General features: G+C 59.0%; 22 protein-coding genes. 10 read left to right on the forward strand and 12 right to left on the reverse strand.

Going from position 1 to position 22,037, the window contains the following annotated elements:
- Positions 1 to 86: 86 nt before the first annotated feature.
- Together AB4P97_RS26900 and AB4P97_RS26905 are read right to left on the reverse strand one after the other, a co-directional pair.
- Positions 87 to 275, reverse strand: coding sequence for a hypothetical protein (locus AB4P97_RS26900; protein ID WP_042557406.1), 189 nt, complete (start codon positions 273 to 275; stop codon positions 87 to 89).
- Positions 276 to 343: 68 nt separating this feature from the next.
- Positions 344 to 931: a TIGR00730 family Rossman fold protein gene (locus AB4P97_RS26905; protein WP_395601835.1), complete on the reverse strand. Its 588-nt coding sequence runs from the start codon at positions 929 to 931 to the stop codon at positions 344 to 346.
- A 344-nt stretch (positions 932 to 1,275) separates the two neighbouring features.
- On the opposite strand from AB4P97_RS26905, the gene azu reads away from it, so the two are divergent.
- Positions 1,276 to 1,722 carry an azurin gene (azu, locus tag AB4P97_RS26910; protein WP_395601836.1) on the forward strand — a complete coding sequence of 149 codons (447 nt, stop codon included), beginning with the start codon at positions 1,276 to 1,278 and terminating at the stop codon, positions 1,720 to 1,722.
- 173 nt (positions 1,723 to 1,895) lie between these two features.
- On the opposite strand, the gene nadE is transcribed toward azu, so the two are convergent.
- The 3 genes from nadE to AB4P97_RS26925 form a co-directional block, all read right to left on the reverse strand.
- On the reverse strand, positions 1,896 to 2,723 hold the full coding sequence (gene nadE, locus AB4P97_RS26915) for an ammonia-dependent NAD(+) synthetase (RefSeq protein WP_042557409.1): 828 nt from the start codon (positions 2,721 to 2,723) through the stop codon (positions 1,896 to 1,898).
- A gap of 4 nt (positions 2,724 to 2,727) precedes the next feature.
- Positions 2,728 to 3,951, reverse strand: a complete 1,224-nt coding sequence (gene pncB, locus AB4P97_RS26920) for a nicotinate phosphoribosyltransferase (RefSeq protein ID WP_042557410.1) — start codon at positions 3,949 to 3,951, stop codon at positions 2,728 to 2,730.
- Between the two features lie 210 nt (positions 3,952 to 4,161).
- A complete protein-coding gene (locus AB4P97_RS26925) occupies positions 4,162 to 5,064 on the reverse strand; it encodes a LysR family transcriptional regulator (RefSeq protein ID WP_042557411.1) in 903 nt (300 codons plus the stop codon).
- A 163-nt stretch (positions 5,065 to 5,227) separates the two neighbouring features.
- Here AB4P97_RS26925 and AB4P97_RS26930 point away from each other — a divergent pair, with 163 nt between their 5' ends.
- From AB4P97_RS26930 to AB4P97_RS26970, 9 genes are all read left to right on the forward strand, one after another.
- Positions 5,228 to 6,718 (forward strand): aldehyde dehydrogenase family protein, encoded by a 1,491-nt coding sequence (locus AB4P97_RS26930; RefSeq protein WP_042557412.1) that lies wholly within the window; start codon positions 5,228 to 5,230, stop codon positions 6,716 to 6,718.
- Positions 6,719 to 6,870: 152 nt separating this feature from the next.
- Positions 6,871 to 8,154: an FAD-binding oxidoreductase gene (locus AB4P97_RS26935; protein ID WP_047299505.1), complete on the forward strand. Its 1,284-nt coding sequence runs from the start codon at positions 6,871 to 6,873 to the stop codon at positions 8,152 to 8,154.
- Between the two features lie 368 nt (positions 8,155 to 8,522).
- The gene (locus tag AB4P97_RS26940; protein WP_210703025.1) at positions 8,523 to 9,656 is read left to right on the forward strand and encodes an ABC transporter substrate-binding protein; all 1,134 of its coding nucleotides are present in this window, start codon (positions 8,523 to 8,525) and stop codon (positions 9,654 to 9,656) included.
- Positions 9,657 to 9,897: 241 nt separating this feature from the next.
- On the forward strand, positions 9,898 to 10,812 hold the full coding sequence (locus AB4P97_RS26945) for a branched-chain amino acid ABC transporter permease (protein WP_042557415.1): 915 nt from the start codon (positions 9,898 to 9,900) through the stop codon (positions 10,810 to 10,812).
- Positions 10,813 to 10,815: 3 nt separating this feature from the next.
- Complete coding sequence (livM, locus tag AB4P97_RS26950; RefSeq protein WP_047299506.1) at positions 10,816 to 12,117, forward strand: high-affinity branched-chain amino acid ABC transporter permease LivM; 1,302 nt, start codon at positions 10,816 to 10,818, stop codon at positions 12,115 to 12,117.
- On the forward strand, positions 12,114 to 12,986 hold the full coding sequence (locus AB4P97_RS26955; RefSeq protein ID WP_016985385.1) for an ABC transporter ATP-binding protein: 873 nt from the start codon (positions 12,114 to 12,116) through the stop codon (positions 12,984 to 12,986). Before livM ends, AB4P97_RS26955 begins: the two co-directional genes overlap by 4 nt.
- Complete coding sequence (locus tag AB4P97_RS26960) at positions 12,983 to 13,699, forward strand: ABC transporter ATP-binding protein (protein WP_042557417.1); 717 nt, start codon at positions 12,983 to 12,985, stop codon at positions 13,697 to 13,699. Before AB4P97_RS26955 ends, AB4P97_RS26960 begins: the two co-directional genes overlap by 4 nt.
- 838 nt (positions 13,700 to 14,537) lie before the next feature.
- Entirely contained in the window at positions 14,538 to 15,302 is a 765-nt protein-coding gene (locus AB4P97_RS26965) for an SDR family oxidoreductase (protein ID WP_115145921.1), read from the forward strand.
- A gap of 198 nt (positions 15,303 to 15,500) precedes the next feature.
- Positions 15,501 to 16,406, forward strand: coding sequence for a cation diffusion facilitator family transporter (locus AB4P97_RS26970; protein ID WP_042557418.1), 906 nt, complete (start codon positions 15,501 to 15,503; stop codon positions 16,404 to 16,406).
- Positions 16,407 to 16,499: 93 nt separating this feature from the next.
- On the opposite strand, the gene AB4P97_RS26975 is transcribed toward AB4P97_RS26970, so the two are convergent.
- From AB4P97_RS26975 to AB4P97_RS27005, 7 genes are all read right to left on the reverse strand, one after another.
- Positions 16,500 to 17,633 carry an AGE family epimerase/isomerase gene (locus tag AB4P97_RS26975; RefSeq protein WP_273876636.1) on the reverse strand — a complete coding sequence of 378 codons (1,134 nt, stop codon included), beginning with the start codon at positions 17,631 to 17,633 and terminating at the stop codon, positions 16,500 to 16,502.
- Between the two features lie 198 nt (positions 17,634 to 17,831).
- Complete coding sequence (locus AB4P97_RS26980) at positions 17,832 to 18,404, reverse strand: HupE/UreJ family protein (protein WP_042557420.1); 573 nt, start codon at positions 18,402 to 18,404, stop codon at positions 17,832 to 17,834.
- A gap of 27 nt (positions 18,405 to 18,431) precedes the next feature.
- Positions 18,432 to 19,046, reverse strand: a complete 615-nt coding sequence (gene ureG, locus AB4P97_RS26985; protein ID WP_395601837.1) for an urease accessory protein UreG — start codon at positions 19,044 to 19,046, stop codon at positions 18,432 to 18,434.
- Between the two features lie 38 nt (positions 19,047 to 19,084).
- On the reverse strand, positions 19,085 to 19,759 hold the full coding sequence (locus AB4P97_RS26990) for an urease accessory protein UreF (RefSeq protein WP_395601838.1): 675 nt from the start codon (positions 19,757 to 19,759) through the stop codon (positions 19,085 to 19,087).
- Complete coding sequence (gene ureE / locus AB4P97_RS26995) at positions 19,756 to 20,256, reverse strand: urease accessory protein UreE (RefSeq protein ID WP_115145917.1); 501 nt, start codon at positions 20,254 to 20,256, stop codon at positions 19,756 to 19,758. The genes AB4P97_RS26990 and ureE overlap by 4 nt, the downstream gene beginning before the upstream one ends.
- 240 nt (positions 20,257 to 20,496) lie before the next feature.
- Positions 20,497 to 21,129 carry a TetR family transcriptional regulator gene (locus AB4P97_RS27000; protein ID WP_042557424.1) on the reverse strand — a complete coding sequence of 211 codons (633 nt, stop codon included), beginning with the start codon at positions 21,127 to 21,129 and terminating at the stop codon, positions 20,497 to 20,499.
- A 170-nt stretch (positions 21,130 to 21,299) separates the two neighbouring features.
- The gene (locus tag AB4P97_RS27005; protein WP_042557425.1) at positions 21,300 to 21,719 is read right to left on the reverse strand and encodes a hypothetical protein; all 420 of its coding nucleotides are present in this window, start codon (positions 21,717 to 21,719) and stop codon (positions 21,300 to 21,302) included.
- Between the last annotated feature and the right edge of the window lie 318 nt (positions 21,720 to 22,037).

The following is a 22,037-nucleotide window of genomic DNA, read 5'->3' on the forward strand; positions in this document are numbered from 1 at the left end:
GGGAGAACTGTGAGGGCCGGCGGTCATACCGCCAGCCCCTTCACGGATCCGCGGGGTCTGATTTCGATCATCAAACCCGGTGGGGCTCAGGCGTCGGGCGCCTGATCTTTCGGTGCTTCGGTTGCATCAACATCATCATCCGTCGCCACTTCACCGTCAGGGTTCAGTGCCGCTTCTTCAGCTACTTGTTTCTTGCGCTGAAGCTTTTCCTCTTTCTTCTTTTCCTTTTCCAGGTCTCGTTGACGTTTGGCGAAGGAGTAATTGGGTTTGGCCATGGGCGATCCTCTAGGGTCGAAGGTGAGGTTGAGCGGCGCGTATTCTGCCCTGTATCGGTGCCCGGCGGTTAGCCGGGTTTTTGGTCGACCCACTTTGGCGTGACGGTCGGCTTCCAGTTATCCAGGGCGTCGAGCAGCGTTTGCGGCGATTCGCTCACTTGCAGCATGTCACGGTGTGGCTCGCGAACGAAGCCTTCGCCGACGATATGGTCGAGAAAAGCAGTAAGTTTGCTGTAGAAACCCTTCACTTCCAGCAGGCCCAAGGGTTTGCCGTGGTAGCCGAGCTGGCCCCAGGTCCAGACTTCGAACAGTTCTTCCAGTGTGCCGAGGCCGCCGGGCAGCGCGATAAACGCGTCGCTGAGTTCGGCCATCCGCGCCTTGCGGGCGTGCATGCCGTCGACCACTTCCAGACGCGTCAGGCCTTTGTGACCGATTTCCTTGTCCATCAAGCTCTGCGGGATGATGCCGATCACCTCGCCACCGGCGGCCAGTGCGGCATTGGCAACGATGCCCATCAAACCGACGGCGCCACCGCCATAGACCAACGTCAACTTGCGCTCGGCCAATGCGCGACCAAGGGCCACGGCGGCTTCGGTATAAGCTGGGTCAGTGCCGGCGTTGGCACCGCAAAATACACAAACGGATGTGAGAGACATGCCTTTCTCCGGTATCGAATCAGTCGCACAGGGTACTGGCTGGCACGCCTCGATCCAAGGTTTAGCGTTCGCGCTCCGGCGATTCAAAGGTACCGCTGGCGCCACAGGCATAGGCGGCGAGCAAGCTGCACAACAGGCCGTTAAAGATCATGACAGACGCTCCGTTTCAGTGAGATGCGCCGATCATGGACTCAGCCGGATGTTCTGGCCGTTAGATTGTTTCGATGAGTGTCATAGCCTGAAAGTTGTATACAATTTTTGATTCAAGTCATAGGAACTTGCGAAGATTTCAGGCAGTCTTTCAACCATTAGTGTTTTTGTTAACCCTGCCTTGGAGATTCACCATGTTTTCCAAAGTTGTTGCGGTATCCCTGCTGGCGCTGGCCAGCAGCCAATTGATGGCTGCCGAGTGCAAAACCACCGTTGACTCCACCGACCAGATGTCCTTCAACACCAAGGCCATTGAAATCGACAAGAGCTGCAAGACCTTCATCATCGAACTGACCCACTCCGGCAGCCTGCCGAAGAACGTCATGGGCCATAACCTGGTGATCAGCAAAGAAGCTGACATGCAGCCGATCGCCACCGATGGCCTGGCTGCCGGTATCGACAAGAACTACCTGAAGGACGGTGATGCTCGCGTCATCGCTCACACCAAAATCATCGGCGCCAAGGAAACCGACTCGGTGACCTTCGATGTGTCGAAGCTCAATGCCAGTGAAAAATACGGCTTCTTCTGCTCGTTCCCTGGCCACATCTCGATGATGAAAGGCACTGTGACCCTGAAGTAATCAGGTTCACCGCGTCATCGTTCTTCGCGGGCAGGCCCGCTCCCACATTCGACCGCGATCAACTGTGGGAGCGAGCCTGCTCGCGAAAGGTCCAGTTGCATCGACAGATAATCTGGCCAAAGAAAAGCCCGCTGAGGATCACTCCCCAGCGGGCTTTTTCATTCGTTCACGGATTACGGCGCGAACGGCATCACGCGTTTGTGATGGGTCTTGTTGTACGTATCAACAATGATCTTGAATGCCTCTTCACGCAGCGGCTCACCGTGCAGGAACGCATCGATCTCGGTGTAGGTCACGCCGTGGGACGCTTCGTCCGGTTTGCCCGGCGACAGGTCTTCGAGGTCCGCCGTCGGGACTTTCTCGACCAGCGACTCCGGCGCGCCGAAGCTGCGGGCGATCGCCCGTACCTGGTTTTTCACCAGACCGCTGAGCGGGGCGAGGTCGCAGGCACCGTCGCCGAACTTGGTGAAAAACCCCATCACCGCTTCCGCTGCATGGTCGGTACCGATCACCAGACCACCCGCCGCGCCAGCAATCGTGTACTGCGCAACCATGCGCATCCGCGCCTTGGTGTTACCGAGCACAAAATCCACCGATACCGCGTGCTTGCCTTCGAACGCCGCGACTTCACTGGCCAGCGCTTTTACCGCCGGGCCGATGTTGACGGTGTGGCGTTCGTCCGGATCGATGAAATCCACCGAGGCCTGCGCGTCGTGCTCGTCGAACTGTGTTTCATACGGCAGGCGTACGGCGATGAACTTGTACGCATTGTCGCCGCTACGTTCGCGCAATTCCCGCATCGCGCGCTGGGCCAGCAGCCCGGCTGTCAGCGAGTCGACGCCGCCGCTTATGCCCAGCACCAGCGCCTTGAGCCCGGAATTGACCAGGCAGTCCTGAATGAAGGTAATGCGCCGGGCGATTTCGGCTTGCAGGGCCTGGTGGTCGGCGAACGGCGGTTGCACCTTGAGCTGTTCAGCAATCTCACGCTGTACGGCTTGCATGAATTCACTCCTTGCTAGATAGACTGGAATCGGCAGGAACCTGGAAAACGTGTCGCAAATAGGCGACAAAATTCGGATCTTTGCAGTGGGTCTTGCCTGGCTCGTCGGAGATCTTTGCCACCGGTTGGCCGTTGCAGGCGGTCATTTTAAGCACGATGCTCATCGGTTCGACACCCGGAATGTCACAGGTCAGGTTGGTACCGATGCCGAAGCTCACGTTGATCCGCTCGTGCAGTGCGCGGAATATCTCCAGCGACCGGGGCAAGGTCAGGCTGTCGGAGAACACCAGCGTCTTGCTCATCGGGTCGATGCCGAGCTTGTGATAGTGGGCGATGCATTTTTCGCCCCAGGCCACAGGGTCCCCGGAATCGTGGCGCAAACCGTCGAAAAGCTTGGCAAAGAACAAGTCGAAATCGCCGAGGAAAGCATCGGTGGTGATGCAATCGGTGAGGGCGATCCCCAGCAACCCCCGGTACTCGCGGACCCAGCAGTCGAGGGCGGCGATCTGGCTGTCTATCAGCCTTGGGCCGAGTTGCTGGTGCGCCATGATCCACTCGTGGGCCATGGTGCCCAGCGGTTTCATGTCCAGCTCGCGCGACAGGTGCACATTGCTGGTGCCGACGAATCGGCCGGGGAAATCGTGCTTGAGCACGTTCACCACTTCTTCCTGTACCCGGTAGGAAAACCGGCGACGGGTGCCGAAATCGGCGACCTGCAATTGCGATAGTTCATCGGCCGAAGCATTGGCGGTGAGCCAGTCGAACTTGCGATAGAGCTGTTCTCGCGCCTGTTCGAGCACGGTCTCGCGGTAGCGATAACGGTTGCGCACTTCGCTGACGATGGCCAGCAGCGGCACTTCGTAGAGGATCACATGCAGCCATGGTCCCCGCAGGCGGATAAACAGTTCGCCGTTTTCGATGCCGGTGTGCAGGTAGCGCAGATTGAAGCGGAACAAGCCGAGGAAGCGCAGGAAGTCCGGTTTCAGGAAGCTGATGCGCTCCAGAAAACTCAGTTGATCGGCGCTCAGGCTCAGTTCCGCCAGACGCTCGATCTGAAAGCGGATCTCGGCCAGATACGGACGCAAGTCCTCACTGTTACGGCAACGAAACTCCCATTCGACTTCGACGTTGGGGTAGTTGTGCAGCACCGCCTGCATCATCGTCAGCTTGTAGAAGTCGGTGTCGAGCAGGTTCTGCACGATGCGATCGGCAAACACACTCTCGCTCATAACGGGGTCTCCAGGTGCGCCGCGCCGTAGCGCGGTCTCGAACAATGGCGCTAGTGGCGCATATCAGCGGTGGGGATTGCCAGCGCTTTTTTAGACAACATCGATCTCTGTGGGAGCGAGCCTGCTCGCGAAAGCGTCATGGCAATCGACATTGATATTGAATGTGACGGCCTTTTCGCGAGCAGGCTCGCTCCCACAGTTTGAATATGATCAGGCAATGGGACTGTCGATCTGCTCCAGCATCCACTTCACAAAATCCCTCACCTTCGGCACTTCCGCAGAGTGTTCCGGGTAGGCCAGGTAATAGGCGTCGGTGCTGGGCATTGCATGCTGCCAGGGAATGACCAGTTTGCCGTCGGCCAACTCTTCTTCCACCAGAAACCGTGGCAGCAGCGCTACACCGCAGCCGACCTGTGCGGCGCGGATGCACATGTAAAAGGTTTCAAAACGCGGGCCGTGGTAGCTGTGTTCGGTCTGATGACCCTGACTGTCGAACCAGTCGTGCCAAGCCTGTGGGCGCGAGGCATTTTGCAGCAGCACCAGGTCGGTGAGTTGCGTCGGATCGGTGAAAGGCTGGTCGGGCAAGCTGCCGGGCGCGCACACCGGCACAAGCTCTTCGCCGAACAGCTTCAGGCATTCAGTCCCCGGGCGTGAGCCTTGGCCGAAATAGAACGCCAGATCGCTGCGCCCTTGCAGCAAATCGTCGGCCTCCTGCTCGTTGCACAGGTCCAGATGGATCGACGGATGGCGCAAGCGCCAGCCTTTCAGGCGGGGTACCAGCCAGCGGGCGCCGAAGGTCGAAGGAGTGGAGACGCGCAGGACTTCGGTTTCACCGCCGTAGGAACGCAGGTAATGGGTCGACATCTCTACCTGCGTGAGGATTTTTCTGACTTCCACCAGGTACAAATCCCCGGCCGGGGTCATCTGCAAACGCCGACGTATCCGGCGGAACAACAAGTGCTGCAACAATTCCTCTAGCTGCGCGACTTGTTTGCTGACGGCGCTTTGGGTGAGGTTCAGTTCCTCGGCGGCCCGGGTGAAACTCAGGTGCCGGGTCACGGCCTCAAAGCACTGCAATGCGGTGATCGAAGGCAAGTGGCGTTTGTTCAGCATGGCCGATCCTTTTCTTGTCTTTCTATGCGCAGCATGAATAAACGGAATGATATCTCGCGTAAAGGTCGTTTGTTGCCTCGCCGTACTGACGCTACAACTAAAGGCCTGCCCGGTCGTGAAAAACCGACCGCACACATTCAGTTTTTTGCTTGAGGAGTGACCCATGGTTGCCGCATTGCTTGATCGTCTTGGTGTGAACCCGGCCCTTTATCAGAACGGCAAAGTGCCGGTGCATTCGCCGATCGACGGCAGCCGCATTGCCGCCGTCAACTGGGAAGGTCCGGCCGAAGTCGAGCAGCACATCAGTCGCGCAGATCATGCGTTCGAAGCGTGGCGCAAGGTGCCGGCCCCGCGCCGCGGCGAACTGGTGCGCCAATTCGGCGAAGTGTTGCGCGAGTACAAAGCCGATCTCGGCGAGCTGGTCTCGTGGGAGGCGGGCAAGATCACTCAGGAGGGCTTGGGTGAAGTGCAGGAGATGATCGACATCTGCGACTTCGCCGTCGGTCTTTCCCGCCAACTGTACGGCTTGACCATCGCCTCCGAGCGTCCGGGCCACCACATGCGTGAAACCTGGCATCCACTGGGCGTGGTCGGCGTCATCAGCGCCTTTAACTTCCCGGTTGCCGTGTGGGCGTGGAACACCACGCTGGCACTGGTCTGCGGCAACCCGGTGGTGTGGAAACCCTCGGAGAAAACCCCGCTGACGGCGCTGGCCTGTCAGGCGCTGTTTGACCGCGTGGTGAAGAATTTCAGCGATGCTCCGGCGAGCCTCTGCCAAGTGATCATCGGTGGCCGTGACGCTGGTGAGGCGCTGGTCGATGACCCGCGAGTGGCGCTGATCAGTGCGACCGGCAGCACCCGCATGGGCCGAGAAGTGGCGCCGAAAGTCGCCGCGCGTTTCGCGCGCAGCATTCTCGAACTGGGCGGCAACAACGCGATGATCCTCGGCCCGAGCGCCGACCTCGACATGGCCGTGCGCGCAATCCTGTTCAGCGCGGTCGGCACTGCCGGCCAGCGTTGCACCACGCTGCGTCGCTTGATTGCCCATGAGTCGGTGAAGGAAGAAATCGTCACTCGCCTCAAGGCTGCGTACGCGAAAGTGCGTATCGGCCATCCGCTGGAAGGCAATCTGATCGGCCCGCTGATCGATAAACACAGCTTCGAAAACATGCAGGATGCGCTGGAGCAGGCGTTGAGCGAGGGCGGCCGGGTGTTCGGCGGCAAGCGTCAATTGCAGGATCAATTTCCCAATGCTTACTACGTCTCGCCAGCGATTGTTGAAATGCCGGAGCAGAGCGACGTGGTCTGCAGCGAGACCTTCGCGCCGATCCTGTACGTGGTCGGCTATAGCGATTTCGAGGAAGCGCTGCGCCTGAACAACGCTGTGCCGCAAGGCCTGTCATCGTGCATTTTCACCACGGATGTGCGCGAGGCCGAACGGTTCATGTCGGCGGTCGGCAGCGACTGTGGCATCGCCAACGTCAATATCGGCCCGAGCGGAGCGGAAATCGGCGGCGCGTTTGGTGGCGAGAAGGAGACCGGTGGCGGTCGTGAGTCGGGTTCCGATGCCTGGCGCGGTTACATGCGCCGCCAGACCAACACCGTGAACTATTCGCTGGAGTTGCCGTTGGCGCAGGGCATTACGTTCGACTGATATCAGGGCGGCTCTTTCCCTGTGGGAACGGGGCTGTTCGCGAAGACCATGAGTCAGTCGACATCAAAGTTGGCTGAAACGCCGCTTTCGCGAGCAGGCTCGCTCCCACAGGATCAGCAGTGTGTTTGGCAGGTTTCTGTTGGAGTCTGGCAATGCCGTTACGCGAAGAATGTCTGTGGGAAAAGCTCACGCCACTGAGGCCCGATAACACGGCGCTCAAGGGTGAGGTCAAGGTTGATGTCTGCGTGATCGGCGCCGGGTTCACCGGGTTGTCGGCGGCAGTGCATCTGTTGGAAAAAGGCAAAACCGTCTGCGTGCTGGAAGCTCATCGTGCCGGTCACGGCGGCTCCGGGCGCAATGTCGGGCTGGTCAACGCCGGTATGTGGATTCCGCCGGACGAGATCGAAGCCGGTTTCGGCGAGGCGGTCGGCAGCCAGCTCAACCGCATGCTCGGGGCAGCGCCTTCACTGGTGTTCAGCCTTGTGGATAAGTACAACATCGATTGCCAGCTACGCCGCGAAGGCACTTTGCACATGGCGCACAACGCCAAGGGCGAGGCGGATCTGCGCAGTCGTGAGCAGCAATGGAAACGCCGCGGCGCACCGGTCGAATTGCTGACCGGCAAGGCCTGTGAGCAAGCCACCGGTACGCAGAAAATCGCCGCTGCCCTGCTTGATCGTCGCGCCGGCACGCTCAATCCGATGGCCTATGTCACCGGTCTGGCGAATGCCGTGATCAGCCTCGGTGGGCAGATGTTTGATCATTCTCCGGTCACTCGACTTGAGCGCGTGGGGCAACAATGGTCGGTGCAGACCGAGCGCGGTTCGGTGCTGGCCGAGCAAGTGGTGATCGCCTCCAACGCCTATACCGAAGGCGACTGGACCGAACTCAAGCGCAACTTCTTCCCCGGTTACTACTATCAGGTCGCCTCGGTGCCACTGACCGAAGATGCCGCGCAGGACATTCTGCCGGGCGGGCAGGGGTCGTGGGATACGCGGCAAGTATTGAGCAGCATTCGCCGCGACAAAGAAGGGCGGTTGTTGCTCGGCAGTCTCGGCAACGGCAATCAGAAACCGGCCTGGTTTCTCAAGGCCTGGGCCGATCGGGTGCAACAGCATTATTTCCCCAATCTGAAACCTGTCGAATGGGAATGCACCTGGACAGGGCGTATTGCGTTCACGCCCGATCACTTGATGCGCCTGTTCGAACCGGCGCCCGGTCTGGTCGCCGTCACCGGTTATAACGGCCGTGGTGTGACGACCGGCACCGTGGTGGGCAAGGCCTTCGCCGATTACCTGTGTAATGGCAATCCTCAGGCCCTGCCAATTCCCTTTGCACCGATGCAGCCGCTGGCAGGCGTGGGGTTGCGCAGTTGTCTCTACGAGGCCGGGTTTTCGCTGTATCACGCGGGCCAGTGCCTGCGCATCGTCATCTGATTGTTGAAATATGTTGCGTGGAGCGGCGCTTTTTCGCTTAGCGACTAGCCTGTAATGGTGCGGGTTGTAGCAGTCCCGCACCAGCAGTGTGCAGTTCGGTGACGCGGGCTGTTACAGGCTGGTTGCACGTCGATTGGTGCCGCGGTTGCAATGATGGCGCGAGCGGGTTGCGCCTGAAGAAATAAATGGTTTCACCTTCCGCGGTTTAGACGGTTGCACGCCCAATGAAAATGGGAACGAAACAGTCGAAATAACAAGAAAGCAGCGACTTTTTGAAGAATAAAAAACCGATGGCACGGCCCTTGCTCTGAGCATCAGGAGAAGTGAAGTCGCAGTGCCAACTAAAAAAAACCTTGGAGCACCACCTCATGTCCCAGACGTTTTACAAGAAAGGCTTTCTGGCCCTCGCAGTAGCTACTGCGTTGGGTGTTTCTGCGTTTGCTCAAGCTGATGTGAAAATCGGTGTAGCGGGACCAATGACTGGCGCCAACGCGGCATTTGGCGAGCAGTACATGAAGGGGGCACAGGCAGCGGCTGATGCGGTCAACGCAGCAGGCGGCGTCAACGGGGAGAAAATCGTACTGGTCAAGGGCGATGACGCCTGCGAACCGAAGCAGGCCGTGACGGTCGCCAAGGACCTCACCAACCAGAAAGTTGCCGGCGTGGTCGGTCACTTCTGCTCCTCTTCGACCATTCCAGCGTCGGAAATCTATGACGAAGCGGGCATCATCGCGATCACCCCGGGTTCCACCAACCCGCAAGTGACCGAGCGCGGCCTGAGCGCCATGTTCCGTATGTGCGGCCGTGACGACCAGCAAGGCATTGTTGCCGGCGATTACATCGTCGACGTGCTCAAGGGCAAGAAAGTCGTCGTGCTGCACGACAAGGACACCTACGGTCAGGGCCTGGCCGATGCAACCAAGGCCCAGCTGGTCAAGCGCGGCGTGACCCCGGTGCTGTACGAAGGCCTGACCCGTGGTGAAAAAGACTTCAGCACCATCGTCACCAAAATCCGCGGCGCTGGCGCCGACGTTGTCTACTTCGGTGGTCTGCACCCGGAAGCCGGCCCACTGGTTCGTCAACTGCGTGAGCAAGGCCTCAAAGACGTCAAGTTCATGTCCGATGACGGCATCGTTACCGACGAACTGGTGACCACCGCTGGCGGCCCGCAATTCGTCGATGGCGTGCTGATGACCTTCGGCGCCGACCCACGCATGCTGCCGGACAGCAAGGCTGTGGTAGATGCCTTCCGCAAGGCTGGCACCGAGCCTGAAGGCTACACCCTGTATGCCTACGCTTCGGTTCAGACCCTGGCCGCCGCTTTCAACGGCGCCAAATCCAACAGCGGTGAAAAAGCCGCCGAGTGGCTGAAGAAAAACCCGGTGAAAACCGTCATGGGCGAGAAAGCCTGGGACTCCAAGGGCGACCTGAAAGTCTCCGACTACGTGGTTTACCAGTGGGACAAGGACGGCAAATACCACCAGCTGGAAAAACAGAAGTAAGGGCTGACGCGACCGTTTGAACTCCGCAAATCCCTGTGGGAGCGGGCTTGCCCGCGATGACGGCCTGACAGTCGACAACTGTGTTGAATGTTCTACCGCTATCGCTGGCAAGCCAGCTCCCACAAGGTCCTGCGGTGATCGAACTGTTCGCGCTCTGACATTGCTCCGACGTAATTCTGTATTTTTCCTAGAAGGACCGCACATCAACGATGTGCAGGTTCTCACTGCGTGAGATTGCGTTATGGATGGTATTTTCCTGCAGCAACTGGTCAACGGCCTGACCCTCGGGTCGGTCTATGGCCTGATCGCCATCGGCTACACAATGGTCTACGGCATCATCGGCATGATCAACTTCGCCCACGGCGAGGTTTACATGATTTCTGCTTACCTGGCGGCAATCAGTCTGGCTCTGCTGGCGTACTTCGGTATCGAATCTTTCCCTCTGCTGATGCTCGGCACCCTGATCTTTACCATCGTCGTCACGGCGGTGTATGGCTGGGTCATCGAGCGTGTTGCCTACAAACCCCTGCGTAACTCCACACGGCTGGCGCCGCTGATCAGCGCCATCGGTATTTCGCTGATCCTGCAAAACTACGCACAGATCGCCCAAGGCGCCAAACAACAGGGCGTTCCGACGCTGCTGACCGGTGCATGGCGGGTTGAAGTCGGTACCGGCTTCGTACAACTGACCTACACCAAAGTCTTCATTCTGGTGGCCGCGTTCGTCGGCATGGGGCTGCTGACCTACATCATCAAGTACACCAAGCTCGGCCGCATGTGCCGCGCCACCCAGCAAGACCGCAAGATGGCCTCGATCCTGGGGATCAACACCGATCGGGTGATTTCCTACGTGTTCATCATCGGTGCCGCCATGGCTGCACTCGCTGGTGTGCTGATCACCATGAACTACGGCACCTTCGACTTCTACGCCGGCTTCATCATCGGCATCAAGGCGTTCACCGCAGCGGTACTCGGCGGGATCGGCTCGCTGCCCGGCGCCATGTTGGGCGGGATCATCCTCGGCATCTCCGAGTCGCTGTTCTCCGGCCTGGTCAACTCCGACTACAAAGACGTGTTCAGCTTCTCGCTGCTCGTACTTGTTCTGGTCTTCCGGCCGCAGGGCCTGTTGGGCCGTCCTCTTGTGTCGAAGGTGTAAGCGATGTCTTCAACCACTAAAAAATCCATTGATGTCAAAAAAAGCCTGGTTGAGGCGATTCTGGCCGGCCTGATTGCCTTGATTGTTTTCGGGCCAATTGTCGGTGTCGTACTCGACGGTTACAGCTTCAACCTTGAAATGACCCGCGTGGCCTGGATCATTGCCATCGTCATGGCCGGCCGCTTTGCCCTCAGCCTGTTTCTGCAAACGCCCAAGGGCCTGAAGATTCTCGACGGATTCGAGAGCGCCGGGTCGGGTGTGCATGTATTGCCCGCCGATCATAAATCAAGCCTGCGCTGGATTATCCCGCTGGTGGTTCTGCTGGCAGTGGCCGTGCCGTTCTTCTCCAACTCGTACCTGCTGGGCGTGGTCATCCTCGGGTTGATCTACGTGCTGTTGGGGCTTGGGCTGAACATTGTGGTTGGCCTGGCCGGCTTGCTCGACCTTGGTTACGTGGCGTTCTACGCCATCGGTGCCTATGGTCTGGCACTCGGTTATCAGTATCTCGGGCTGGGTTTCTGGACGGTGCTGCCGCTGGCGGCGATCACCGCGGGGCTTGCCGGCTGCATCCTCGGTTTCCCGGTGCTGCGCCTGCATGGCGACTATCTGGCGATCGTGACCCTGGGCTTCGGTGAGATCATTCGTCTGGTCCTCAACAACTGGCTGTCCCTGACCGGCGGCCCGAACGGCATGGCGGCGCCGCTGCCGACGTTCTTCGGTCTGGAGTTCGGCAAGCGCGCGAAGGATGGCGGGGTGCCGTTTCATGAGTTTTTCGGCATCGCTTACAACCCGGACGTGAAGTACTACTTCATCTACGCGGTGCTGTTCCTCGTGGTGCTGGCCGTGCTGTACATCAAGCATCGACTGGTGAAGATGCCGGTCGGTCGCGCTTGGGAAGCCCTGCGTGAAGATGAAATCGCCTGCCGCTCGATGGGCCTCAACCACGTACTGGTCAAGCTCTCGGCCTTCACCATCGGCGCGTCGACGGCGGGTCTGGCGGGTGTGTTCTTCGCGACTTATCAGGGCTTCGTCAACCCGACCTCGTTTACGTTCTTCGAATCGGCCCTGATCCTCGCCATCGTCGTACTCGGCGGCATGGGCTCGACCATCGGTGTGGTGATTGCAGCGTTTGTGCTGACCGTCGCCCCGGAACTGCTGCGCGGGTTTGCTGAGTATCGCGTGCTGCTGTTCGGCATTCTGATGGTGTTGATGATGATCTGGCGACCACGCGGGTTGATTCGCATCAGCCGTACCGGGGTCAAACCACGCAAAGGTGCCATTCACTACGAGAGGACTGCGCCATGAGTGAAGTCGTACTCTCTGTTGAAAAACTGATGATGCATTTCGGTGGCATCAAGGCGTTGAGCGATGTCAGCCTGAAGGTCAAACGCAACTCGATCTTCGCCCTGATCGGCCCCAACGGTGCCGGCAAGACCACGGTGTTCAACTGCCTGACCGGTTTCTACAAGGCGTCCGGCGGCAAGATCGAACTCAACGTGCGCGGGCAGCAGACCAACGTCATCCAGCTATTGGGTGAGTCGTTCAAACCGACCGACTTCGTTTCGCCGAAAAGCTTTCTCAGCCGGATGTACTACAAGATGTTTGGCGGCACCCATCTGGTGAACCGCGCAGGCCTGGCTCGTACCTTCCAGAACATTCGTCTGTTCAAGGAAATGTCCGTGCTGGAAAACCTGCTGGTGGCCCAACACATGTGGGTCAACCGCAACATGCTCGCCGGCATCCTTAACACCAAGGGCTATCGCAAAGCCGAAAGCGACGCGCTGGACTGTGCGTTCTACTGGCTGGAAGTGGTCGATCTGGTCGACTGCGCCAACCGTCTCGCCGGTGAGCTCTCGTACGGCCAGCAACGCCGTCTGGAGATCGCCCGGGCCATGTGCACGCGGCCGCAGATCATCTGCCTCGACGAACCGGCCGCCGGCCTCAACCCTCAGGAAACCGAAGCGCTGAGCGCAATGATCCGGCTGCTGCGCGACGAGCATGATCTGACCGTGGTGCTGATCGAACACGACATGGGCATGGTAATGAGCATTTCCGACCACATCGTGGTGCTGGACCACGGCATCGTTATCGCTGAAGGCGGACCTGAAGCTATCCGTAACGACCCGAAAGTGATTGCCGCCTACCTGGGCGCCGACGAAGAGGAGCTGGTATGAGCCAACCGATCCTCGAACTGAAAAACCTGGACGTGTTCTACGGCCCGATCCAGGCACTCAAAGGCGTTTCGCTGCAGATCAATGAAGGAGAAACCGTCAGCCTGATCGGCTCCAATGGAGCGGGTAAATCAACATTGCTGATGTCGATCTTCGGCCAGCCCCGGGCGGCGAACGGGCAGATCATTTATCAAGGCGTCGACATTACCCAAAAGTCATCGCACTACATCGCGTCCAACGGCATTGCGCAGTCGCCGGAAGGACGGCGGGTGTTCCCTGACATGACCGTCGAGGAAAACCTGTTGATGGGCACCATCCCGATTGGTGACAAGTATGCCAAAGAGGATATGCAGCGCATGTTCGAGCTGTTCCCACGGCTTGAAGAGCGGCGCACGCAGCGGGCGATGACCATGTCCGGCGGTGAACAGCAGATGCTCGCTATTGCTCGCGCATTGATGAGCCGACCGAAGTTGTTGCTGCTCGATGAACCGAGCCTGGGTCTGGCACCGATTGTTGTGAAGCAGATCTTCGCGACCCTGCGGGAACTGGCCAAAACCGGCATGACGATTTTCCTCGTCGAGCAGAACGCCAACCATGCGTTGAAACTGTCGGATCGGGCGTACGTGATGGTCAACGGCGAGATTCGCCTGACGGGTACCGGTAAGGAGTTGCTGGTGAACGAGGAGGTGCGTAACGCCTATCTGGGCGGGCACTGAGTTACATCGTCATACACAAGCCCCGACGCGCGAGCCTCGGGGCTTTTTTATCCCTGCGATGCACCCCAATCCCTGTGGGAGCTGGCTTGCCAGCGATAGCGGTTCACCATTCAGCCAAGGTGTTGTCAGTGACTCCCCCATCGCTGGCAAGCCAGCTCCCACAGGTTCCTTGGTGCACTTTGATGAAATTGTGGAAAACAAATTCCGCTACCTGCCAAAGCGCGACATATAGACGCTGCAAATGGCTGTTTTTCCACAGTTTTGACTTGTCCCCGTTTGCTGTGGAGCTGGCTGTGAATAACGTGGGAGTAGCTGGCTGAATCCCTTTAAAACCGTGGCTTTCAGGCGTGTGGTTGTTTTTTGATCAAGTGTTTTTGCTGGAGCGGCAGACGTCTTTGTCAACCTTTTTGTGGGGGCTGCATCGCCGCAGTTTTGATGGGTGCAAGCCTGTGGATAAGTCTGTGATTAAACTCTGGAAAGACCCCGCTAAGGGCCGTAATTACTGGCCTCGCGCAATCACTGCTCCAACCGACCTGTCGTGCAAAATGCCATGTCCCGCACAGGTAGCGCTCCATGGTCAAGCAAAAAACTTTCCATTTCGCCCGCAAAGCCTTGTGTGGCGCGGCTTTGCGCGCTTCCACTTGCCCCCGGAAACTGTGGAAGGGACTGTGGATAACATGCGTGCACATGGCTACAGGCCACGCTGGCTATGGCGTCGGAACGATTGTTTGTTTTTTATACAGCGAGCGGGTGTTGCCCGTGCTTGCGTGGCCGGGCATGCTGCCTGCTGATTTTCTATTCCAATGGCTGCCCTCGCGGTCGAAGCAAGGAGAACACGATGTCCAACACCCTGTTTATCACCGGCGCGACGTCCGGTTTTGGTGAAGCTTGTGCCCGTCGTTTTGCCGAGGCTGGCTGGAAACTGGTGCTAACCGGTCGTCGTGAAGAACGCCTCAACGCCCTTTGCGCTGAGTTGTCCAGGCAGACTGAAGTGCATGGCCTGGTGCTTGATGTGCGCGATCGCAAGGCGATGGAGGAGGCGATTGCCAACCTGCCGCCATCGTTCGCCAAACTGCGTGGCCTTATCAACAACGCGGGCCTGGCGTTGGGCGTGGACCCTGCGCCGAAATGCGATCTGGATGATTGGGACACCATGGTCGACACCAACGTCAAAGGCCTGATGTACGCCACTCGCTTGCTGTTGCCGCGCCTGATCGCCCATGGTCGTGGCGCTGGCATCGTCAACCTCGGCTCCATCGCCGGCAACTATCCGTACCCTGGCAGCCATATCTACGGCGCGACCAAAGCGTTTGTTAAGCAGTTTTCGCTGAACCTGCGCTGCGACTTGCAGGGCACCGGCGTGCGCGTCAGCAACATTGAGCCGGGGCTGTGCGAGAGTGAATTCTCGCTGGTGCGTTTCGCCGGTGATCAGGAACGGTACAACGCCACCTACGCCGGGGCCGAGCCGATCCAGCCGCAAGACATCGCCGAGACGATTTTCTGGGTGATGAATGCGCCGGCGCATATCAACATCAATAGCCTGGAATTGATGCCGGTGAGCCAGACCTGGGCCGGGTTTGCCATCGAGCGGAACAAGGCTTAAGAGCGCATAACGGCTATCGCTGGCAAGCCAGCTCTCACAGGTAACAAGTCGACTACAAGGTTTGTGTACACCGACGATCCTGTGGGAACTGGGTTGCCAGCGATGGGCCAAAACAGGCAATAAATCCCGATAAGGTAGACTCCTCTCCCAGCAACCCCACCGCACCCCGCGGTTTTCAAGGTTTTTAGAGGAGGCTACGTGAGTAACCGAGGTGAGCAGTCGCTGCTCAAACAATCGACCATCCTGATGTTTGCAGTGTCGATTGCCGGGATCGTCACCGGTTTTGTTTCAGGTTCCCAATCCATCCTGTTCGATGGTTTTTTCTCGCTGATCGCAACCTTCATCAAAGTACTGATGCTGATCACTGCCAAGTTGATCGCGAAGGAAAGCAATCACCGTTTCCAGTTCGGCTTCTGGCATCTGGAACCCATGGTGCTGCTGATTGAAGGCAGTTTCCTGCTGTTGATTGCCATCTACGCGTTTCTCAACGGTGTGTTCGGCATCATCGACGGTGGCCGGGACATCGAGTTGGGTCTGGTGATCATCTATGCCGCCGTGTTTACCGTGGTCGAGTTCGCGTACTTCTTCTACGTGCGTCGGCGCAATCGCAAGCTCAAATCCAGCCTGATCCAGTTCGACAACATCAGTTGGCTGGTGGACGCGATGCTTTCTGTGGGCCTGTTGATCAGTTTTCTCACGGCGCTGCTGCTCAAGTCCCAGGGCTATGGCGAATGGGCGGTTTACGTCGATCCGCTGATCCTGATCGTACTGGCCCTGACCATGCTGACACCGGCCTTCAAGATCCTCGGCCCGGCATTACGCGATGTGCTGGGCATTGCACCGGACACGCTGAATGACCACGTGCGCCAGGTGATGGACGCGGCGAAGGCCGAGCATGGTTTCGACGATTATGTGTCTTACGTGCAGAAGCACGGACGAGCGCGGTTTATCGAGATTCATGTGGTGTTGCCGGCGGATTACCGACTGGAGAACGTCGGGCAACTGGATGCCCTGCGTGAAGAGATTTCCGCGAAGCTGGGCAAACCGGATGCGGCGCGATGGTTGACCATCAGCTTCACGGGCGACAAGAAGTGGATCGCCTAGACACCGTATAAGGCCATCGCGAGCAGGCTCACTCTTAAAGGGGAATTCATTCCAACTATAGGAATGAGCCTGCTCGCGATAACGGTAGATCAATCAAAGAAGATATTCAGCCAGGCCGCGGTAGCACGTTGCCAGGTGATACGGCGTGGTCGAGGGCATGTCCTTGCGGCTGACTTCGCCCTGCTCATCGCGGCACTCATGCCAGCCACCGGCATGCAGAAAGCGCTGTTGCAATGCCTGCAATTGATGCAGCACCACGGCTTCGCTGTCGGGGCGCAAGGTCAGCGCACGCAGGTATTCGGCCTGCGCCCAGATCCGCTGAGTCGAATCTTTTGGACGTCCGTCCATTTCCAGATCAAGCATAGCCCGCACCGCACCGCTGGGCTGCTCCACGCCGAATTGCTCGGTGAAGGCAAACGCCTTATCAAGCGCCGAATGCAATTTCGAACCGCGCAGCAACGCTGACGATTGCAGCAGGAAATACCATTCGAACTGGTGCCCTGGCTCGTACCAGTTATCCACAGCACCCAAAGGTTTTTCCATCAACACGCCATGTTGCGGGTCGATGAAATGCTTGTGCATGGCTGTGCATAACTCAAGTAGCGCTTGTTGCGTAGCGCTGTCCTGGCGCACGTGCAGAGTGGCGAGGAAGGCTTCGGCCAGGTGCATCAACGGGTTTTGCAACGGGCCGGTTTCGAGGGTGAGCCAGTTGCGATCAAGGCAGGCTTCGTAAAGGCCATCGCCGGTGGCGAAACGCTGACCGATGACTTCCAGCGCGGCGTTCAACGTCGATTCCACCAGCGGCTCGCGGGATTTTTCCCAGTAATGCGCGCAGGCAAACAGGATGAACGCGTGGGTGTATAGATCCTTGCGCTGATCCAGCGGTTTGCCCTGCGCATCGATGCTGTAGAACCAGCCGCCGTGTTCGGCATCGTGGAAGTGTCGTTGCAGAGAACGGAACAGCGCGGCCGCACGCTCTTCTGCGTTATCCACAACGCCGATCAGGCTGGAAAACAGATACAGCTGCCGTGCACAGGCCATCGCCCGATAACGTTGCGCTGGCAAGGGCTGGTGCGCGGCGTCGAGTGCTTCGTAGGGCAGTGCCATGTCGGCATTCCAGCCCGGGCCTTGCCAGAGCGGCACGATCACGTTGACGAAGTGCTGCTGCACCTCGGTGAACAGGGCGGTCAATTCAGGCAGGGATTTGGAGCGGGAAGCATGGGGCATTGGCGGACGTCGTCACGGCTGGGGCGATTGCGCGACATGGTAGCAGAGCGGCAGCCTTTAGAGGCTCGGAGTCTGATCGGTCGTCATCGCTGGCAAGCCAGCTGCCACAGGGATCTTCGGTGTTCACATGATTGTGGCTACACCAAATGACCTGTGTGTGTGGCTTGCCAGCGATGAGGCCGGTACAGGCGACAGAGATCAGCCGGCCAGCAACCACGCGCCGGTCATTGCCGAAGCCGCACCCGCCAATCGCACCAGTGGCGCCGCCGCTTGCGGCAATACGCGCACCACGCCATAACCGGCCGCATGCAGGGCCGCAGTCGCAGCTACAAAACCTGCCGCGTACGCCCAAGGGCTGCTCATCTCCGGCAACTCAAGGCCATGCGCGACACCATGGAACAACGCAAACAGCGCCGTCGCCGCTACCGCCATTACCAACGGCGGACGCACCGCCAGTGCCACGGCCAGGCCCAGCGCCAGCACCGATGCGGCGATCCCGCTTTCCAGCGCCGGCAGTTCCAGCCCTTCAAACCCGAGCATGCCGCCGATCAGCATGGTGCCGACAAAAGTGCAAGGCAGCGCCCAGCGCGCCGCGCCTTTTTGCTGCGCGGCCCACAAGCCGACGGCGACCATCGCCAACAAGTGGTCGAGGCCGCCAATCGGGTGGCTGATGCCCGCGATCAAGCCGCTGTCGCCGTGACCCGGATGTGCGAAGGCCAGTGCCGGGGTCAGCAGCAGCGCAACGGCGCCGAAAATACGTTTGAGTGTCATGGATAAGCTTCCTTGTTGATAAATGAATCAGGCTGCGGTCAGCAAGCCCTGGCGTTCGATGAAGGCGATGATTGCGTCCAGACCCTGACCGGTTTTCTGGTTGCTGAACACGAACGGCTTGCCGTTGCGCATGCGTCGGGTGTCGCTATCCATCATTTCCAGCGAGGCACCCACCAGCGGCGCCAGGTCGATCTTGTTGATCACCAGCAGGTCAGATTTGCAGATGCCCGGCCCGCCTTTGCGCGGCAACTTGTCGCCCGCCGAGACGTCGATCACGTAGATGGTCAGGTCGGACAGTTCCGGGCTGAACGTCGCCGACAGGTTGTCGCCGCCGGACTCCACCAGAATCAGGTCCAGCCCCGGAAAACGCCGGTTCAACTGATCGACCGCTTCGAGGTTGATCGAGGCGTCTTCGCGGATCGCCGTGTGCGGGCAGCCGCCGGTTTCCACACCGATGATCCGCTCCGGCGCCAGCGCTTCGTTGCGCACCAGAAAGTCGGCGTCTTCGCGGGTGTAGATGTCGTTGGTGACTACGGCGAGGTTGTAGCGCTCGCGCAAGGCGAGGCACAGGGCCAGGGTCAGCGCGGTTTTACCGGAACCGACCGGGCCGCCGATACCGATACGCAAAGATTGTGTGTTCATACGGCTTCTCCAAAATAGAAGGCCCAAAATGACGGGCCCTAGGAACGGAACAGACGGCTGTACTGGCGCTCATGGGCCATGCACGTCAGGGACAGGCCGAACGCGGCGCTGCCAATGTGTTCGGGTTTGATGTGGGTCGCGTCTTGCTGCGCCTGTTGCAGCAGCGGCAGCAATTCGCTGGTCAAGCGCTGGGCGGCTTGCTGGCCCAGCGGCAAGGTTTTCATCAGCACGGCGAGCTGGTTTTCCAGCCAGCTCCACAGCCAGGCGGCGAGGGCGTCTTGGGGGCTGATCCCCCAGGCGCGAGCAGCCAGTGCCCAGCCGAGCGCCAGATGCGGTTCGGCGCATTGCTCGAGAAAGCTGCGCGCCGGCGCGTCGAGTTCTGGCAAGCCGTTGAGCAACTGCTGCAGCGAGTAACCCATCTGCCGACTTTCCAGGTGCAACTCGCGAGTCTCGCGACTGGCGCGGTGGGTTTCGCAGATTTGCTGCAGTTCGCCCCAGTTTTCCTCGGCGGCTGCCTGGCAATGGGCAAGCAGCAGCGGTGCTTCGAAACGGGCGAGATTGAGCAGCAACTGATCGCCGATCCAGCGGCGGGCGCTGTCCGGGTTGTTCACGCGGCCGTTATCCACAGCCATTTCCAGGCCTTGCGAATAGCTGTAGCCGCCAATCGGCAATTGCGGACTGGCCAGGCGCAGCAGCGCCCAGGCTGGGTTCATAAACGAACGCCGAACTGGTGCAGTTTTGGCGCGTAGTTGAAATCTTCGTCGCCGTGCCGCGAATGGTGATGGCCGCCGCCGTAGGCACCGTGTTCCGGTTGGAATGGGGCTTCAAGCGCTTCGACCTGCGCACCGAGTTGTTCCAGCATGGCTTTGAGCACGTAGTCGTCGAGCAAGCGCAGCCAGCCATCGCCGACTTGCAGGGCGACGTGGCGATTGCCCAGGTGATACGCGGCGCGGGTCAGTTCGAAGGCATTGGCGCAGGTGACGTGCAGCAGTTGTTCGGCGCGGGCGCAGACACGGACGATGCGACCGTCCTCGGCTTGTAGGCATTCGCCGTCATACAGCGGCGGCTGACCGCGCTCCAAAAACAACCCGACGTCTTCGTTCTCGGCACTGAAACAGCGCAAACGGCTCTTGCTTCGGGCTTCGAAGGTCAGGTGCAACTCGGCGGCCCAGACGGGTTGAGGGTCGATTCTGCGATGAATCACCAACATCGGAAAACTTCCAGCAGTGGACAATACTCAGGCTAGAGCAAGGGGCTTGCCAATCGGACGATATGTAGGAAATCCCTGTAGGATCGTAGAGGGTGTTGCAGGATGTTGCGGGGATTTGAAGCGTTTTGGTGCATGAAGTTTTTTACATGCACCAATTTGCGGCGCAAAAAAGATCGCAGCCTTCGGCAGCTCCTACACCGATCTCTGTAGGAGCTGCCGAAGGCTGCGATCTTTTGATTTTTATTCGGTACTGCCCAGGCCTTGCCAGTGCTTGAGCCCGATGAAGATGAAGCGCAACTGCTGGGTGATCTTCGCCTGCGGCGTCAAATGCTCGGGCAAGGCGTCGGCTGGCGGGTCAATGATGTCCGGCAGGGTGGCGAACACCGATTTGACGATCAGATCGGCCATCACGCTCAGGCCGTCAGCGTCCAGATGCTGAAGCTTGGGCATCATCGTCAGGTCGGCCGCGAGGTCGGAACTGATGTTCTCGCGTAGACGGCCAATCGCCTGGCGCACCGGCAGCGAACCACCGTACTGCTCGCGCGCCAGAAACAGGAACTGCGAACGGTTGGCGCTGACCACATCGAGGAAGATCCGCACCGACGCATCGATGATGCCACCCATGACGAATTCGTTATGGCGCACCAAGCGGATGGTTTCGCGGAAGGTCTGGCCCACTTCGCTGACCAGCACCAGACCGAGTTCGTCCATATCGGCAAAGTGCCGATAGAAACCGGTGGGCACGATGCCGGCGGTTTTCGTCACTTCGCGCAGGCTCAGGCTGCCGAATCCTCGGCCGCTTTCCATCAAGTGGCGGGCAGCGTCCATCAGGGCGTTGCGGGTCTGTTGCTTCTGTTCGGCGCGGGGCAGCATCGCAGGTGTGTTCTTTGGCAGGACAAGCGCCGCACTCTAGCAAATCGGCTTTATCGGCGTCGAACGGCAGCGGGGCAGGTAGCGGGGAAATGGCGACTTATTGAGGGCTGCGGCTAAAAAGGCAAAAGCCCAATCCGGGGATTGGGCTTTTTTTCAGGACCGCCATGGGCTCAGCTCACAGCGCTGTTGCGTTCGATCACACGGTCACCACCACCTTCGGCAAGCGCTTGGCCTTGTGGGGTTTTGTCGTAGCCGTCTTCGACCAGACCTTTTTCTTCCAGGCGATTGCGACCGTTTTCGGCGACAGCCTGGCCTTGTGGGGTGTTGTCGTAGCCGTCTTCAACCAGACCTTTTTCTTCCAGACGATTGCGACCGTTCTCGGCAAGTTGACCTTGTGGAGTTTTGTCGTAGCCATCTTCAGCCAGGGTCTGACCTTGTGGAGTTTTGTCATAGCCGTCTTCGGCCAGGGTTTGGCTGAACACCGAGTGGCTGTCTTTGACTTGCGGAGTGGCTTGTTCGGCAGCGGGCAGAGCGAAAGCAGTGCTGGCTAGCATCGAAAGGGTAAGACTCAGTAGTAATTGGCGTTTCATGATGGGTTGCTCCTTGGGAGGGCGATAAAGTGGGTACGAGGGCAATGCTACTCTCGATAAGTCGATATAAAAGTTCATAAACGCAATGGTAATAATCAACAGAATTGATTGTTCAAGCGGGAGGCTCTAGAACGGGCCTTCCAGAGGGGCGCTTTTGCACCGCAGTGGGTATTTTCGACCCACTCGTGCCTCGCAAAAGTGCGGGTGGCGGTAACGCTGCCTGACCGATCGGTCGGATTTGGCGCGGCTTTTTGCGTCTTAATCGGTCTTTCGATTAAACCTGCGGGCCTTTTGCCAGTCACAGATTTCATAGGGGCC

The sequence above is a fragment of the Pseudomonas sp. A1230 genome (assembly GCF_044218825.1).
Taxonomy (GTDB): domain Bacteria; phylum Pseudomonadota; class Gammaproteobacteria; order Pseudomonadales; family Pseudomonadaceae; genus Aquipseudomonas; species Aquipseudomonas iridis.